We start from the raw sequence: 16659 nt of genomic DNA on the forward strand, positions 1-16659 counted from the left end.
GCCGATCGCCCCGGTCAGATCTCGAACCGGTAGCTCAGCTTCACCAGCAACTGCTCGTCGTCGCGCAGGTCGAAGCTGTCGCGCAGGCCATCGAACGGATCTTCCGAGAACCGGTCCTCGCGGTAGCCGCCGCGGCCGTAGACCACGTACAGGTACGACAGCGGCGCCAGTTCGTAGCGATAGCGGATCTGGAAGCCGAGGTTGCGCACGCTGAAGTCGTCGATCGGCTCGTCGCTGGGTATCGCGTTGCCCGAGCCGTCCACGCGCCACGCCTGGAGCGCGCGCGCATCGATCGCCAGCGTCTGCAGCTTCACCCGCAGTTCCTGGCGGCTGCCGATGCTCCAGTCGAGCCCGGCGTTGAAATGCCACTCGCGGCCCTCGAAGCTGCCGATCAGGTTGTCGTGCTGCCAGACCAGCCAGTCGGGCGAGCGGTCGGCATAGAAGCCGGCGTTGAGGCTGAGCGCATCGCTGACGAAATAGGTCGGCTCGAACTCGATCGCGTAGCCGATCTTGTCGTTGCCCGCGAGCCCGCCGCTGACCGCATCCACCTCGAAGTCGTAGGCCCAGTTGCCCTTGCGTGGCCTGTCGTACTCGAACGCGGCGTTGAAGTTCGCCGGCAGATTCACCACGCCGTGGCCACGGGTGAGCAGGTCGTCCACGCCGGAACTGTTGACGTTGATCTGCGCGTACTCGCTGCTGCCGTTGCGCAGCTCGCTGCGGCGGCTCATCCGGAACTGGTCGTTGAGCAGCTGGCCGTGGTCGTTGGTCACCCGGCTGATGCGCCAGCGCCAGTCCTTGGACGCGTAGCGCGACTCCTCCGGCAGGCCGGTGAAGCGGCGCGACACTTCCCAGTGGCCGTAGTTGAGGTCGTTCTGCGACAGGTAGCCCAGGTCGTTGATCTGCAGTTCGTCGCCGAAGTGCATCGCGATCCACTGCTGGCGCCAGCCACCGTCCATCTCGTAGTCGGCCCAGATCGTGGCACCGAGGTCATCCGAGTCCTGGCCCGGCTGGCGGATCTGGCTGCCGAACAGGCGGGTGCGGATGTTCCAGCGGGGGCTCGGCCGCCAGTTATGGTCGACGCCCAGCACAGTCGCTTCGCGGTCCAGGTACGGCCGGTCGACGCGGGTCAGCATCAGGCCCACGTTCTGGCTGCTGAAATCGCGCACCAGCCGCAGCGCGCCGAATGTCCGGCCCACCGTGCCCGATTCGTCGGCGGCGAACACGCCGTACTTGGTCGCGCCGAGGCTGCCGTTGAGCTTGACCGCCGCGGTGATGTCGCCGGAGCCCTCGCCGTCGTCGGCCGGGCCGCCCACCCGCCGCGTGTACAGCAGCTGGCTGTAATCGGACGGCGTGGTGTATTCGAAGATGCCCTGGTTCTCGGTGAAGAACGGGCGCTTGTCGCTGATGAAGGTTTCGGTGGCATCGAAGCTGACCACCAGGTCGTCGCTTTCGACCTGGCCGAAATCCGGGTTGAGCGTGGCGGTGAGCTGAAACTGGCCATTGGGCTTCCAGAAGATGTCCGCACCGCCGTCGAAGTCGCTGCCGCCGCCGACGTTGTCGTACAGGCCCGACACGTACGGCGTGACCGCCAGCAGCGACTGGCTGTATACCGGCACCTCGAGCGGTTCGAACCCCGACAGGAAGCGCGACTGCATGAAGCTCACCGCCGGCCACGCCACGCGCTCGCCGGTGGAACCGACAACGCGGTCGACATACACCTTGAGCGTGCGTTTGCCGTCACTGCCCTTGCGCATCGGCGCGATGTACCAGGGGATCAGCATCTCGGCCGACCAGCCGTCGGCATCGTTGCTGGCCGCATGCTTCCAGTTGCCGTCCCAGTCCTTGTTGAACTGGGTTTCGTTGGTGACCACGGCGTCGAACACGCCATCGGTGGAGCTCACGGTGAAGTTGTAGCCGGTGCGGCCGTCGCCGTCGAAGTCGACCATCAGGTTGACCCGGTCGACCTGCTCCTCGAAGTCGCGCTGCACCCGCTGGTTGGTGCGCGGCACCGACGCCGGCTGGGTGTTGCGGAACGCGACCGCCAGCCCCTCGGGCGTGGCCAGGATCCAGGCTTCGGTCGGCTGCGAGGCCGGCTGGCCGGACAGCGGCTGCACCTTGCGGAAATCGGTGACGTGGCGCGCGCCCTGCCACTCGGCCGGGTCGATGCGGCCATCGATTTCCACCGCGAACGCGGGTGCGGACAGCAACGTCGAAAGCGCAAGGGCAAGGCGTGCAACGCGCATCGGAATTCCATCTCGTACGGGGCGTCGCCCCGGGGTGCGTGCAAGTTACCCGCCCGGTTCGGCGCGACCGACTGGCACAAGTCATGCAAACCTTTCGCCCACCGGCTGCATCCGCAACGCGGAAGCCCGCCGAGGCGGGCTTCCTGATCGATGAATGCGACTGGTTTCGCAGGCCTGCATCCCGCAGGCCCGCGCCACGCCTCAGCGCTTGGGCTGGAGCATCGTCCCGGTGCAGTTCTTCGCCCCGCACTTGCACGCCCACAGCTTCTTGAGCTTGGCGGTATGCGGCTCGTCGAGGGTGATGCCGTAGTTGTAGGTCAGCTCCTCGCCCGGCTTGATCTTGCGAATCGCCTCGATGAACACCTTGTCCTTGTGGCGCTTGCCGTTCTGGTTTTCCTCGATCACCGCTTCGCAGTTGGGCTTGCAGCTGTGATTGATCCAGCGCGCGATGTTGCCGCCGGCGTTGGCGTCGACCACGTAATCGTCGTTGAGCGTGAACAGGAAGGTATGGCCGTCTTCCTCCAGCTCGCCGTATTCCTCGTCGACTTCGTCGTGGCTGCGCAGCGTGCCCTTGTAGCGAACGACGCGCTCGCCCTTCTCGATGGTCTCGGTGGCGAACACGCCGTTGCCGTGGATGGGCGACAGGCGGGCGGCGATTTTCTTCTTTGGCATTGCGCGGTTCCAGGCGACGGCAGGAGGGGCTGATTATGGCCCATCGGCTGCGCGCAACGCGGGCATCGCGGCTGCCGCGCCGCGACGGATCAGAAGACGACCCGCCACATCCCGGTCCAGAACAATGCCATGCCCAGGCCGAACGCGATCCAGAACAGACCCTTGAGCCCGCGCCACATGCGCCAGGCGATGAAGATCGCGCCGATCGCCAGCAGCCAGCGCAGCAACTGCGGGCGGGCGGCCTTTTCCGGCAACGTCGCAACGCGTTCGACCAGCTGGCCGGCGACGTTGTGCAGGGCGGTTTCGAAGCTGCTGCGAGGATCGGTGCGCACGTTCATGGCGGGCTTCTTCCTTTCGTCGGGAGACGCCATTCATTGTCCGCGCGACCACGACCGGCGCCATGCGCGCCCGTCAGGCATCGGGGGTGACAGCCGTCATCCCTCCACGCGGTACGGGGCACGCGCCCGGCAGGCTTGAACCCTCGATTGTCGAAAGAGTACAATTTCGGTCCTGATTGAAAGACAGCCAGAGGCGGCCCGACCGCTTCGAGCCAGCCGCCATGCTCCGAGTCACCAAACTCACCGATTACGCGACCGTCGTACTGACAGTACTGGCGAGCGAACCCGACGTCGTCGCCAGCGCCACCGGCCTGGCCGAACGCGCCGGGCTGGAAGCGCCCACGGTGGCCAAGCTGCTCAAGCCGCTGGCCCAGGCCGGCCTGGTCGAGGCCTTCCGCGGCGCCAACGGCGGCTATCGGCTGTCGCGGCCGGCCGAGGCCATCTCGCTGTTCGAGATCGTCGAGGCGATGGAAGGCCCGCTCGGCATGACCGAATGCAGCGTCCATGCCGGCAGCTGCGGGATCGAGGATTCCTGCGGCGTGCGCGCCAACTGGCGCCGGATCAACGACGTCGTCGCCGACGCGCTGCGCGGCGTGTCGCTGGCGCAGATGCTGTCGCCGCAATTCATTCCAACTTCCGGCAAGCCGTCGAGTGGCCGCGCGATCCCCGCGCGCCTGACCGCCAGCTGAGGCAAAGAACCCGATATGTCCGTCGAAAACGCAGAAATCATCGAACAGCTCGGCCGCCGCTATTCGGCCGGCTTCATCACCGACATCGAGTCGGACAGCTTCGCGCCCGGCCTGTCGGAGGACGTGGTGCGCGCGCTGTCGGCGAAGAAGGAAGAGCCCGAGTGGATGGCGGAATGGCGCGTCGCCGCCTACCGCCACTGGCTGACCATGCCGGTGCCGCACTGGGCGAAGCTGAAGATCGCGCCGATCGATTTCCAGTCGATCAGCTACTACTCCGCGCCCAAGGGCCCGAAATACAAGTCGCTCGACGAGGTGCCCAAGGAGCTGCTCGACACCTACGACAAGCTCGGCGTGCCGCTGCACGAACGGGCGAAGCTCGCCGGCGTGGCGGTGGACGCGGTGTTCGACTCGGTCTCGGTCGGCACCACGTTCCGCAAGGAACTCGCCGAGAAGGGCGTCATCTTCTGCTCGATGTCCGAGGCCATCAAGGACCATCCGGACCTGGTGAAACAGTACCTGGGCAGCGTGGTGCCCACCGGTGACAACTACTTCGCCGCGCTCAACTCGGCGGTGTTCTCCGACGGCTCGTTCGTGTTCATCCCCGCCGGCGTGCGCTGCCCGATGGAGCTGTCCACCTACTTCCGCATCAATGCCGGCCACACCGGCCAGTTCGAGCGCACCCTGATCATCTGCGAGGACCGGGGCCACGTTTCGTACCTCGAAGGCTGCACCGCGCCGATGCGCGACGAGAACCAGCTGCACGCGGCGGTGGTGGAACTGGTGGCGCTGGAAGACGCCGAAATCAAGTACTCGACCGTGCAGAACTGGTATCCGGGCGACGAGGAAGGCCGCGGCGGCATCTACAACTTCGTCACCAAGCGCGCCGAATGCCGCGGCGACCGCAGCAAGGTCACCTGGACCCAGGTCGAGACCGGCTCGGCGATCACCTGGAAGTATCCGTCCTGCGTGCTGCTGGGCGACGACTCGGTGGGCGAATTCCACTCGGTGGCGCTCACCCACCACCGCCAGCAGGCCGACACCGGCACCAAGATGATCCACCTGGGCAAGCGCACCAAGAGCAAGATCATCAGCAAGGGCATCAGCGCCGGCCGCGGCCAGAACACCTACCGCGGCCTGGTCAAGGTGGCCGCCTCGGCCGACGGCGCGCGCAACTACACCCAGTGCGATTCGCTGCTGATCGGCAAGAAGTGTGGCGCGCACACCTTCCCCTACATCGAGGTGAAGAACCCCGGCGCCACCGTCGAGCACGAGGCCACCACCTCGAAGATCTCCGACGACCAGATGTTCTATTGCCGCTCGCGCGGCATCTCGCAGGAAGACGCGGTGAGCCTGATCGTCGACGGTTTCTGCAAGCAGGTGTTCCGCGAGCTGCCGATGGAGTTCGCGGTGGAGGCGAAGAAATTGCTGGAAGTGAGCCTGGAAGGCTCGGTCGGCTGATGCGATACCTGCTGCGCCCCTGCTGGCTGATTGGCTTGTGCTTGATTGTCGCTGCAGCCTGCGACGCCGGCACCCCGGAAGCGCCCCCCGTCGCCGCCCAGGCACAGAGGCCATCTGCGGCACAGGGCGAACCCACTGCCGCCCCGCCAGTGCTGGTCGCCATTGGCTCGATGCCGTCGCCGCGCGCAGCGCACTCCGCGACTCGGCTTCGCGACGGACGCGTCCTGATCGCTGGCGGTTGCGTTGCCGATGGTTGCGAAGAAGGCATCGCCGACGACGCGATCCTGTTCGATCCCGTGTCCGCCGGATTCTCGCCAGCGGGCAAGCTGGTGCAGCCGCGGGTGGGGCATCGCGCCATCGCACTCGCCGACGGCTCGATCCTGCTGTTTGGCGGCTGGACGCGCACAGGCGTCACCGACCTCGTCGAACGTTACGCGCCGGAAACCGGGCGATTCGAAGCACAGGGGCGGATGCTCGAACCGCGTGACGGCTTCAGTGCGACGCTGCTCGCCGACGGCACCATCCTGATTGCCGGTGGTTACGGCGACGGGATGCGCAGGCTCGCCTCGGCCGAACGTTACGAACCTGCGACCGGACGCTCGCGCAGCGCCGGTTCGATGTCGGAGCCGCGGATGTCGCACACCGCGACCCTGCTGGCGGACGGCCGCGTCCTCGTTGCCGGCGGTTCGCGCTCCGGCAATGAGGTTCTCGCAACGCTCGAGGTCTTCGACCCGACGACCAATGCATTCACCCCCGCCGGGTCATTGGCGCGTGCTCGCCACAAGCATGCCGCGATCGCCATGGGTGACCGCGTATTGCTGCTCGGCGGCGCATCAATCCCGGAAGCCGACGGCCATTTCGCCGACAGTGAATGGTGGAGCGCCGACGGTATCGCGACGGGTCCGCGCATGGCCGCCGGACGCTACAAGTTTCTCGACTCGCTGGTGAGGCTCGCCGACGGTAGCGTGCTGGTCGCCGGTGGCGGCGCGCGCGCCGGAGTGCTCGCAGCCGATGGCAGCAAGTTCACCCCTGTTGGCGAACGCATCGGCCAGCAACTCGCGTTCGCGACGGCCACGGCGCTCGACGACGGTCGAATCCTCGTCGCAGGCGGGTACGACCCCGATATCCGCGTCAGCCGGGAGGCTTGGCTGTTCTCCCCTGCTACGCGCACCGACAACGCACACCCCACGTCAACGAACTGAATACCCGACATGCTCAAGATCGAAAACCTCCATGCGTCCGTTGCCGGCCGCGAAATCCTCAAGGGCCTGTCACTCGAGGTGAAGCCCGGCGAAGTGCACGCCATCATGGGTCCCAACGGCGCCGGCAAGTCGACGCTCGGCAACATCCTCGCCGGCCGCGAGGGCTACGACATCACCGAAGGCAGCGTGCAGTACGACGGCCGCGACCTGCTCGAACTCGAACCCGAGGAGCGCGCCGCAGCCGGCGTGTTCCTGGCGTTCCAGTACCCGGTGGAAATCCCCGGCGTGAACAACACCTACTTCCTGCGCAGCGCGCTCAACGCGCAGCGCAAGACCCGTGGCGATCCGGAACTGGATTCGATGCAGTTCCTGAAGATCGTGCGCGAGAAACTCGCCGTGCTGCACCTGGACGACCAGCTGCTGCATCGCGGCGTCAACGAGGGGTTCTCGGGCGGCGAGAAGAAGCGCAACGAGATCTTCCAGCTCGCGGTGCTGGAGCCGCGCCTGGCGATCCTCGACGAGACCGACTCGGGCCTCGACATCGACGCGCTGAAGACCGTGGCCGAGGGCGTCAACGCGCTGCGCTCGCCGGAGCGCGCGTTCCTCGTCATCACCCACTACCAGCGCCTGCTGGACTACATCAAGCCGGACGTCGTGCACGTGCTGGCCGATGGCCGCATCGTCGAGAGCGGCGGGCCGGAACTGGCGCTGGAACTCGAAGCGCACGGCTATGCGTGGGTCAAGGACCGCATCGCGCCGGGGGCGACCGCCTGATGAGCGCCCTGCTCGACTCGTTGGTTTCCGGTTTCGCGGGCGACGCAGCTCGCAAACCGGTGCTCGATGCGATCGTGCGCGACGGCCTGCCCGGCCCCCGCAGCGAGGCATGGAAGTACACCCCGCTGCGCGCACTGGAACGTCGTGCATTCGCGCCCGTCGAGGCCGCCGTCGCGGCGTTCGATCCGACGTTGCTCGCGGGCATCCCGGCGCCGCGGCTGGTCTTCGTCAACGGCGTCCACGATCCCGCGCACTCGGACCTCGGCGCGCTGCCCCACGGCGTCACGCTGGCGCCCGGCAGCGCCGGCGGATCGATGCCCGAGGCCGGCACCGACGCGCACGGCCCCGGCGACGAGGTGTTCGCCAATCTCAACGCCGCACTCGCGCGGACTGGCGCCATGCTCCGCGTCGAGGCCGGCGCGCAGATCGAAACCCCGCTGCACCTGGTCTTCATTGGCGCACCGTCCGACACCGACCGCGCCTGGCACCTGCGCCACGCCGTCGAAGTCGGCGAAGACGCCTCGCTGGTGCTCGCCGAGCACCACCTGGCCGCAGGCGCGCACCGCCACCTTGACACCGCGACGCTCTCGCTGCGCCTGGCCGCGCGCGCGCGCCTGCGCCACGCCCGGATCCACGACGCCGCCGAAGGCGCGACCACCTTCCTGCGCACAGACGCCATCGTCGCCGAGGACGCCGAATACCGGCGCCTTGACCTGGAACTGGGCGCCGCGTTGTCGCGCCATGAACTCAACGTGCGCCTCGAGGGCGACCGCGCGCGCCTGGTCGCCAACGGCGTGCTGCTGGCCACCGGCAAGCGCCACCTCGACACCCGCCTTGGCGTCGAGCACGTCGCCCGCGACACCGCCTGCGAACTGACCTGGCGCGGAATCGGCGCCGGTCGCGGTCGCGCGGTGTTCCACGGCGGCATCACCATCCATGAAGGCGCGGACGGCAGCGACGCCAACCTGTCGAACAAGAACCTGTTGCTGTCCGAGGGCGCGGAGATCGACACCCAGCCGGTGCTGGTGATCCACGCCGACGAGGTCAAGGCCGCGCACGGCGCGACCGTAGGCCAGCTCGACCCGACCGCGATGTTCTACCTGCGCTCGCGCGGCCTGCCGGAAACCGATGCGCGCCGCCTGCTGACCGTCGCCTTCGTGCGCGAACCGCTGGGCGTGGTCGCCTCCGACTCGCTGCGCGCTGCGCTGGAAGCCCGACTCGATGCGGCGCTGGCGTCGCTGGTGGGCGACGCATGACGCCCGCACCCGCCACCGGCTCCCGAGCGGCGGACAGCAGCCCGATCGACTGGGCGCGCGTGCGCGGCGACTTCCCGCTGCTGCGGCGCGAGGTCAACGGCAAGCCGCTGGTCTACTTCGATTCGGCCAACACCGGGCAGAAGCCGGCGGCGGTGATCGAGGCGGTCGATGATTTCTACCGCCAGCACAACGCCAACGTCAGCCGCGCCGTGCACACCCTTGGCGGCGAGGCGACCGAGCTCTACGAAAATGCGCGGCGCAAGCTGGCGCGCTTCATCAACGTCCGCCCCGACGAGTTGGTGCTGTGCAGCGGCACCACCTTCGCGATCAACCTGGTCGCGTATTCGTGGGCGCTGCCACGGCTCAAGGCCGGCGACACGATCCTGCTCACGCGCATGGAGCACCACGCCAACATCGTGCCGTGGCAGCTGGTGGCGCAGCGCACCGGCGCGCGCATCGAGGTCGTGGAGCTGTTGCCCGACGGCGCGCTCGACATGGACATGCTGCGGGCCAGGATGACCGCGGACGTGAAGCTGCTCGCCGTCGCCCACGTCAGCAACGTACTGGGCACGGTCAATCCCGTGCGCGAGATCTGCCACGAGGCACGCCGGCGCGGCATCGTCACCGTCGTCGACGGCTCGCAGGCGCTGCCGCACCGACCGGTCGATGTCGCCGCGATCGGCTGCGACTTCTACGCCCTCACCGGCCACAAGATGTGCGGCCCCACCGGCACCGGCGCGCTATGGGCGCGGCGTGAGCACCTGGAGGCGATGCCGCCGTTCATCGGCGGCGGCGAGATGATCAAGGAGGTGCGCTTCGACGGCACCGTGTTCAACGACGCGCCGCGGAAGTTCGAGGCCGGCACGCCCAACATCGCCGGCTTCGCCGGGCTGGGCGCGGCGGTCGACTACCTCGATGCACTGGGCATGACCCACGTCGAGGCGCGCGAACAGGAACTGCTGGCGCACCTCGATGAGGAACTGGCCAGGGTCGATGGCCTGCGCGTCTATGGCACCGCCCCTGGCAAGGCCGCGGTGGTCTCGTTCCTGGTCGAGGGCGCGCACGCGCACGACCTGGCCACCCTGCTCGACATCGAAGGCGTGGCGATCCGCTCGGGCCAGCACTGCGCGCATCCGCTGCTCCAGTGGTTCGGCATCGGCGCCACCTGCCGCGCGTCGCTGGCGTTCTACAACACCCACGAGGAGATCGAGGCCTTCGTCGCCGCGCTGAGCAAGGTGCGCGGCCTGCTGGCCTGAAGCGCCTGCCGTCCATTCCGCGTCCCGCGCGACCTGCAGGAGCGGCGGAAGCCGGGGGCGTCTTTCCGATGGCGGAGGTCGCGGCTTCCGCCGCTCCTGCAATTTCCGAAACCGGATCACACATGACCGAACTCAGCTTCCGCGACGCCACTGCGACCGACGTCGACGCCATCGTCGCCCTCGTCACCTCCGCCTACCGCGGCGATGCCAGCCGCGCTGGCTGGACCACCGAGGCCGACTTCCTCGACGGCAACCGCATCGATCCCGACGTGCTGCGGGTGGACATTGAGCGCCCACGCAGCCGCGTCGTGCTCGCCGAGCGCGACGGCGCGCTGCTGGCCTGCGCGCACGTCGCCGACGAGGGTGGCCACGGTTATTTCGGCATGTTCTCGGTGGTGCCCGGCCTGCAGGGCGGCGGGATCGGCAAGGCGCTGCTGGCGCAATGCGAACGCATCGCGCGCGACGAATGGCAGCTGCCCGACATGCGCATGACCGTGATCGACATCCGCGACGAGCTGATCGCCTTCTACGAGCGCCGGGGCTACCGCCGCACTGGCGTGTACAAGCCCTTCCCGCATGGAGACGAGCGCTTCGGCATTGCCAAACGCGACGATCTGCGTTTCGAGGTCCTCGAAAAGCCCCTGTAGGAGCGCCCCATGGGCGCGATGCCTTCGAGGCATGCCATCGCGCCCATCGGGCGCTCCTACAATGACCGTATCCGACACGAGTGCCTGCCATGTCCGACTGGATCCGCGTCTGCGCCACCTCCGAACTGCTACCGGGCGAGACCGCAGTAGCCTGGGACGGCGACACGCCGATCATCGTGTTCAACGTCGACGGCGACTTCTATGCGCTGGAGGACCGCTGCAGCCATGAGGACTTCGAGCTGTCGGCCGGCAACTTCGACGGCGCCGATGCGACGATCGAATGCACCCTGCACGGCGCGAAGTTCGACGTCCGCGACGGGCGGGCGCTGTGCGCACCGGCCTACGCGCCGGTGGCGAAGTTCCCGGTGAAGGTCGAGGACGGCGCGGTCTGGACGCGCGACGACCGCTAGGGTTCACCGCCACCTTTCCCCCCTGCGGCAACAGCTTTCTCTGGCGGGAGCGACTTCAGCCGCGCGCTTTTGGGTGATGGAATCCGGTGAATTCCATCCCGCTCGGATCATCAGGAAAAGCTCGCGGCTGAAGCCGATCCCACAAGAGCCAGGCACCGCGACAACCGCGCAGGGGCACGCCCCACGCCGCCGCCAGATGCGAAAAGCATTGCGAATCATTATCGTTTGCGGTTGAATACGCGCACCCCGCCGCCCTCTCCGGCGCCAACGCCCACGACAGACCTGGGCCCTTGGCTTCCGCGGATCGCGTCGACCCCAAGCCGCCCCCAGCCCGCCCACAGGCCCGCTACGAGGTTCCGGTCGCCCGTTGCCTCCCGCCCGCGTGCGCGGAGCCCTGGCGCCTCCCACATCGCAACGAAGACACCATGGCCCACATCAAGAGTCGCAAGCACGCCGTTCCGGCGAAGTCGCCCCAGTCCCTGACCGCCGCCACCCTGCTGACCAGCCTGGCGCTGGGGCTGCCGGCCAGCGCCGTTGCCCAGGAGGTCGATTCCGGCCCCAGCCCGGAGCCGCAGGCCAAGACTCTCGACAAGGTCGAAGTGCACGGCCTGAACAGCTTCGTGGTGTCGCCCAAGTTCACCCAGACGCTGCAGGACACGCCGCAAACCATCGAGGTATTCGGCAAGGAGCTGCTCCAGCAGCAAGGCGCCACCACCCTGACTGAGGCGCTGCGCAACAGCCCCGGCGTGGGCACGTTCTATGCCGGTGAAAACGGCAACACCACCACCGGCGACGCGCTGTACATGCGTGGCTTCGACACCTCCAACAGCATCTTCGTCGACGGCACGCGCGACCTCGGCGCGGTGTCGCGCGACCTGTTCAACATCGACCAGGTTGAAGTGGTGAAGGGCCCGGCGGGCACGGACACCGGCCGTTCGGCGCCGACCGGTGCGATCAACCTGGTGTCCAAGCAGGCCAACCTGCGCGACGCGATCTCCGGCGGCGTCTCCGTCGGCAACGACGGCCAGCAGCGCGCCACCGCCGACTGGAACGCCCGCCTGGGCGACACCAGCGCACTGCGCCTGAACGCGATGTGGCAGGACAGCGATGTCGCCGGCCGCGACCACGTCAACAATTCGCGCTGGGGCATCGCGCCGTCGCTCGGCTTCGGGCTGGGTACCGATACCCGCGCGTTCCTCAACCTGCTGTACGTGAAGCAGGACAACGTACCGGACGGGCTCGTGCCGACCATTGGCCTGCCGAGCTGGGTGCCGCAGCCGGGCCTGGAACAATTGGCCGGGCATACGGTCGATCCGGAAAACTTCTACGGCAGCGCGTTCGACCACGACGACGTGACCGCGCAGATGGCCACGCTGCGGTTCGAGCATGATTTCTCCGACACGCTGAAACTGACCAACACGCTGCGCTGGGGCAAGACCGAGCAGGACTACCTGATCACGGCGTTCATGAGCACCGGCGGCACTGTCGACGACGAACAGGCCGGCAACATCCGCTGGACGGACAAGGACGACCTATCCACCTACACCCTGGTGCGCGGCACTTTCAGCTCCCGCGACCAGGAGAACAGGATCCTCACCGACCAACTGAACCTGCGCGCGGATTTCAGCACCGGCGCGGTCGACCACTTCCTCAGCGCCGGCCTGGAGCTGACGCGCGAAGAGCAGACCGCCCACGGCATCGCCATCGACAGCGACCTCGAGCCGGCCAACCTGTACAACCCCGACTGGCGCGATGCCGGCGCGCTGGTCCATGGTCGCAATGGCACGGTTGCCAACGGCAAGACCGACACCGCCGCGCTGTATGCGTTCGACACACTGAAGTTCGGCGAACGCTTCCTGCTCACCGCCGGTATCCGCGCCGATCGCTACACCACGAACTATGACGCCACGGGCATCTGCACCACGGTCGTCCCGCTGCCACGCCGCGGCATCGCCTGCCCGAGCGGCGTCGCCGACGGCAGCATCATCCCCACCGCCGACCTGAAGTCCTCCGACACCCTGCTCAACTACAAGGTCGGTGCGGTGTACAAGCCGGTCGAAGCGCTGAGCCTCTACGCCAACGCCGCGCTGTCGCAGCAGCCGCCGGGCGGCGCCAACTTCAGCCTGAGCACCGCCGCCAACAGCGCCGACAACGTCAACAACGATCCGCAGAAGGCCAGGACCTACGAGGTCGGCGCCAAGTGGGTGACGCCCGGAAGCGGCCTGGCGCTGAACCTGGCGCTGTTCCAGACCAACGTGACCAACGAGATCACCGTCGACGACACCGCACCCGGCGGCTATTCGCAGACCGGCGAGAAGCGCGTGCAGGGCGTCGAAATCTCCGCGGTCGGCAACATCACCGACAACTGGAACCTCTCGCTGGGCTACCTGTACCAGGACGCCACGGTCAAGGAAGGTGCCGGCGTGACCGAGGATGGCAGCAACCAGCTGACCTACACACCGGACGAGGCGGTCACCAGCTGGACGACCTACCAGTTCCCGTTCGGCCTGACCGTCGGCGGCGGCGTCCGCTACACCGGTGGCCTGCACAAGGGCACCGACGGCGCCGTGGGCACGCCGGAGTACACCAAGTCGTGGACGGTGTATGACGCGGTGGTGTCATACGCGATCAACGACAGCATCAGCCTGCGCCTGAACGGCTACAACCTGTTCGACAAGCAGTACGTCGCCGCGATCAACAAGAGCGGCTACCGCTACACTCCGGGCGCGCCGCGCACCTTCGTGCTCAGCGCCGACATCCGCTTCTGATCCTGCACCGGCCGGGGCGTCCGCGCCCCGGCCAAGGCCCGGAGGAAACACTGCCATGCTGCTGCACATTCCCGCCATCCTCGACGCCGCGCAGGTCGCGCGTTTTCGCAAGGCGCTCGACGGCGGCGAGTGGATCGACGGCAAGGCGACGGTCGGTGCGCAGGGGGCGCAGGTCAAGCGCAACCAGCAGCTGGCCGACGGCTCGCCGCTGGCGCGCGAACTGGGCGCCGCGGTGCTCGCGGCACTGGCCGCCAGCCCGCTCTACCACGCCGCGGTGCTGCCGCTGCGCACGCTGCCGCCACGCTTCAACCGCTACCAGGGCGACGGCCAGTACGGGCTGCATGTCGACGGTTCGGTGATGCACGTCGCCATCCCGGGACAACCGACCGGGACATTGCGTACCGACGTGTCGTGCACGCTGTTCCTGTGCGAGCCGGAGGAATACGACGGCGGCGAACTGGTCGTCCATGACACCTATGGCGAACACGAGGTCAAGCTGCCGGCCGGCGACCTGATCATCTATCCGTCGAGCAGCCTGCACCGGGTCGAGCCGGTTACGCGTGGCGCACGGCTGGCGTCGTTCTTCTGGGTACAGAGCCTGGTCCGCGACGACGGCCAGCGGCGGATGCTGTTCGAACTCGATGCCTCGATCCAGAGCCTGACCCAATCCGGCGCCGATCGCGCGGCGTTGCTGCAGCTGACCGGCGTGTACCACAACCTGCTGCGGCGCTGGGCGGAGACCTGAAGGAGTAAGAGGCAAGCGTTTCTTCGCGCCCTGACGCCGCGTCACGGCGAGAGATACTGGCACCTTCACCGTGAGAATGATTCTCATCCATGCCGTATACTCGCGCCCTTCCACGCCTCGAAAACCACTGCCTTGCCACCCGCCTCTCCTTCCACCGACCCCGGCTTCGGCCAGCAGCGCCGCGGTTTCTGGCTGCGCACGCTGCACCAGTGGCACTGGATCAGTTCGGCGGTGTGCCTGGTGGGCATGCTGCTGTTCGCGGTCACCGGCATCACCCTCAACCACGCGGCGAAGATCGAGGGCAGCCCCGAGGTCGCCAATCGGACACTCACCCTGCCCGCACCGCTGCTGCCATCGCTCGGCGATCGCGACGAAGGCAATGCGCCGTTGCCGTCTCCGGTCGCCGACTGGCTGGACGATGAGCTCGACACTGCGATCGGCACGCGCGAAGCCGAATGGTCGGAAGACGAGGTCTACCTGTCGATGCCCGGTCCCGGCGCCGATGCCTGGCTGAGCATCCAGCGCGCGGACGGCGCGGTCGAATACGAACGCACCGAGCGCGGGTGGATTTCCTATTTCAACGACCTGCACAAGGGCCGCAATTCCGGGCCGGCGTGGGGCTGGTTCATCGACGTGTTCGCGATCGCCTGCGTGGTGTTCACGGTGACCGGCTTGTTCCTGCTGCAGATGCACGCGCGCCAGCGCCGCATGACCTGGCCCTACGTCGGGCTCGGGTTGCTGGTGCCGGTGCTGCTCGCCCTGCTCTTCATCCACTGATCCAACTCCAAGGACCGACGAGGTTTCCATGCGCGTCACGCTCACCATCGCCCTCAGCGGCTTGCTTGCCATGCCGGCCTATGCCGCGCAGTTCGACGTCGACGTCCAGATCCCGCAGCTCAAGGTCGCCGAGTACCACCGGCCCTACGTCGCGGTCTGGATCGAGGGCGCCGGCAACAAGACCGTCGCCGACCTCGCCGTCTGGTACCAGAACAAGGACACCAAGGAAGGCCACGGCACCAAGTGGCTACCCGACCTGCGCCAGTGGTGGCGTCGCTCCGGCCGAACCCTCGACCTGCCCGTGGACGGCATCACCGGGCCGACGCGCCCGGCCGGCAAGCACGCGCTGGGCTTCGACACCTCCGATCCGCGGCTGGCGAAGCTGGCTCCCGGCAGCTACACGCTGGTGGTCGAGGCGGTGCGCGAAGTCGGCGGCCGCGAGTTGCTGAAGATTCCCTTCACCTGGCCGGCGGCATCGCCGCAATCCGGCAAGGCGCAGGGCAAGACCGAACTCGGCGCCGTCGCGCTGTCGATCAAGCCCTGAGCGCCCCTCCCTCTTCCCATTGCATCCGGAGCACACCATGAAGCGTTCCTTCGCCCCCACCTTCGCACTCGCACTCGCCCTGGCCGCCGCGCTGCCGATCACCGCGTCCGCGCACAAGGCCTGGCTGATGCCGTCGCAGACCGTCATCGCCGGCGAGAATCCGTGGATCACGGTGGACGCGGCGGTGTCCAACGACCTGTTCTACTTCAACCACGTGCCGCTGCGGCTGGACAACGTCGCCGTCGTCGCGCCCGACGGCAGCAAGGTCGAAACGCAAAACGGCGCCACCGGCAAGTACCGCAGCGTGTTCGATGTCGAACTCAAGCAGCAGGGCACGTACCGGATCGGCGTCACCAACCATTCCCTCACCGGCCGCTGGGAGCAGGACGGCAAGCCCAGGCGCTGGCGCGGCACGGCGGAGACGTTCGCCAGCGAAGTGCCGAAGGACGCGAAGAACCTCGAGGTCGGCGAATCGGTCAGCCGGGTGGAGACGTTCGTCACCAACGGCTCGCCGAACGACACCGCGCTCAAGCCCGGCGGCGTCGGCCTCGAACTGGTACCGGTGACGCATCCCAACGACCTGTTCGCAGGCGAGGAAGCGACGTTCCGCTTCCAGATCGATGGCAAGCCGGCGGCGGGCCTGGAGGTCGAAATCACCCGCGGCGGCACCCGCTATCGCAACGCGCAGGACGAAATCAAGGTCACCACCGATGCCAGCGGCGAATTCAGCGTCACCTGGCCGGAAGCCGGCATGTACTGGCTCGATGCGTCGACCGAAGACGACAAGGTCTCGATGCCGCAGGCAAAGCAGCGTCGGCTCGGTTACGTGGCCACGCTGGAAGTGCTGCCGCAATAAGCCATGCATCGTCGTGCCGCTGCA

General features: G+C 67.7%; 16 protein-coding genes. 13 read left to right on the forward strand and 3 right to left on the reverse strand.

Annotation, left to right across the window (positions count from 1 at the left end; translation table 11 throughout):
• Positions 1-14: 14 nt before the first annotated feature.
• From ACTJIL_RS09095 to ACTJIL_RS09105, 3 genes are all read right to left on the reverse strand, one after another.
• Positions 15-2243: a DUF5916 domain-containing protein gene (locus tag ACTJIL_RS09095; protein ID WP_440755194.1), complete on the reverse strand. Its 2229-nt coding sequence runs from the start codon at positions 2241-2243 to the stop codon at positions 15-17.
• A 201-nt stretch (positions 2244-2444) separates the two neighbouring features.
• Positions 2445-2915 carry an SET domain-containing protein gene (locus ACTJIL_RS09100; protein ID WP_440755195.1) on the reverse strand — a complete coding sequence of 157 codons (471 nt, stop codon included), beginning with the start codon at positions 2913-2915 and terminating at the stop codon, positions 2445-2447.
• 89 nt (positions 2916-3004) lie between these two features.
• Complete coding sequence (locus tag ACTJIL_RS09105; RefSeq protein ID WP_440755196.1) at positions 3005-3253, reverse strand: hypothetical protein; 249 nt, start codon at positions 3251-3253, stop codon at positions 3005-3007.
• Between the two features lie 221 nt (positions 3254-3474).
• Here ACTJIL_RS09105 and ACTJIL_RS09110 point away from each other — a divergent pair, with 221 nt between their 5' ends.
• The 13 genes from ACTJIL_RS09110 to ACTJIL_RS09170 all read left to right on the forward strand — a co-directional run bounded on the left by ACTJIL_RS09110 (position 3475) and on the right by ACTJIL_RS09170 (position 16635).
• Positions 3475-3942, forward strand: coding sequence for an SUF system Fe-S cluster assembly regulator (locus ACTJIL_RS09110; RefSeq protein ID WP_440755197.1), 468 nt, complete (start codon positions 3475-3477; stop codon positions 3940-3942).
• Positions 3943-3957: 15 nt separating this feature from the next.
• Complete coding sequence (gene sufB / locus ACTJIL_RS09115; protein ID WP_440755198.1) at positions 3958-5400, forward strand: Fe-S cluster assembly protein SufB; 1443 nt, start codon at positions 3958-3960, stop codon at positions 5398-5400.
• On the forward strand, positions 5400-6602 hold the full coding sequence (locus tag ACTJIL_RS09120; protein ID WP_440755199.1) for a kelch repeat-containing protein: 1203 nt from the start codon (positions 5400-5402) through the stop codon (positions 6600-6602). The genes sufB and ACTJIL_RS09120 overlap by 1 nt, the downstream gene beginning before the upstream one ends.
• A gap of 9 nt (positions 6603-6611) precedes the next feature.
• Positions 6612-7376 carry a Fe-S cluster assembly ATPase SufC gene (sufC, locus tag ACTJIL_RS09125; protein ID WP_440755200.1) on the forward strand — a complete coding sequence of 255 codons (765 nt, stop codon included), beginning with the start codon at positions 6612-6614 and terminating at the stop codon, positions 7374-7376.
• Entirely contained in the window at positions 7376-8632 is a 1257-nt protein-coding gene (sufD, locus tag ACTJIL_RS09130) for a Fe-S cluster assembly protein SufD (protein ID WP_440755201.1), read from the forward strand. The genes sufC and sufD overlap by 1 nt, the downstream gene beginning before the upstream one ends.
• Positions 8629-9888, forward strand: a complete 1260-nt coding sequence (locus ACTJIL_RS09135) for a cysteine desulfurase (RefSeq protein WP_440755202.1) — start codon at positions 8629-8631, stop codon at positions 9886-9888. The genes sufD and ACTJIL_RS09135 overlap by 4 nt, the downstream gene beginning before the upstream one ends.
• 122 nt (positions 9889-10010) lie before the next feature.
• Entirely contained in the window at positions 10011-10535 is a 525-nt protein-coding gene (locus ACTJIL_RS09140) for a GNAT family N-acetyltransferase (RefSeq protein ID WP_440755203.1), read from the forward strand.
• 89 nt (positions 10536-10624) lie between these two features.
• Positions 10625-10945, forward strand: coding sequence for a non-heme iron oxygenase ferredoxin subunit (locus tag ACTJIL_RS09145; RefSeq protein ID WP_440755204.1), 321 nt, complete (start codon positions 10625-10627; stop codon positions 10943-10945).
• A 425-nt stretch (positions 10946-11370) separates the two neighbouring features.
• Positions 11371-13713 (forward strand): catecholate siderophore receptor Fiu, encoded by a 2343-nt coding sequence (locus ACTJIL_RS09150; protein WP_440755205.1) that lies wholly within the window; start codon positions 11371-11373, stop codon positions 13711-13713.
• Between the two features lie 55 nt (positions 13714-13768).
• Positions 13769-14458: a Fe2+-dependent dioxygenase gene (locus tag ACTJIL_RS09155; RefSeq protein WP_440755206.1), complete on the forward strand. Its 690-nt coding sequence runs from the start codon at positions 13769-13771 to the stop codon at positions 14456-14458.
• A 132-nt stretch (positions 14459-14590) separates the two neighbouring features.
• Complete coding sequence (locus ACTJIL_RS09160) at positions 14591-15235, forward strand: PepSY-associated TM helix domain-containing protein (protein WP_440755207.1); 645 nt, start codon at positions 14591-14593, stop codon at positions 15233-15235.
• Positions 15236-15263: 28 nt separating this feature from the next.
• On the forward strand, positions 15264-15779 hold the full coding sequence (locus tag ACTJIL_RS09165; RefSeq protein WP_440755208.1) for a DUF2271 domain-containing protein: 516 nt from the start codon (positions 15264-15266) through the stop codon (positions 15777-15779).
• Positions 15780-15816: 37 nt separating this feature from the next.
• The gene (locus tag ACTJIL_RS09170; RefSeq protein ID WP_440755209.1) at positions 15817-16635 is read left to right on the forward strand and encodes a DUF4198 domain-containing protein; all 819 of its coding nucleotides are present in this window, start codon (positions 15817-15819) and stop codon (positions 16633-16635) included.
• Positions 16636-16659 lie beyond the last annotated feature (24 nt).

The organism is Luteimonas sp. 22616 (assembly GCF_052044325.1).
Lineage (GTDB): Bacteria > Pseudomonadota > Gammaproteobacteria > Xanthomonadales > Xanthomonadaceae > Luteimonas.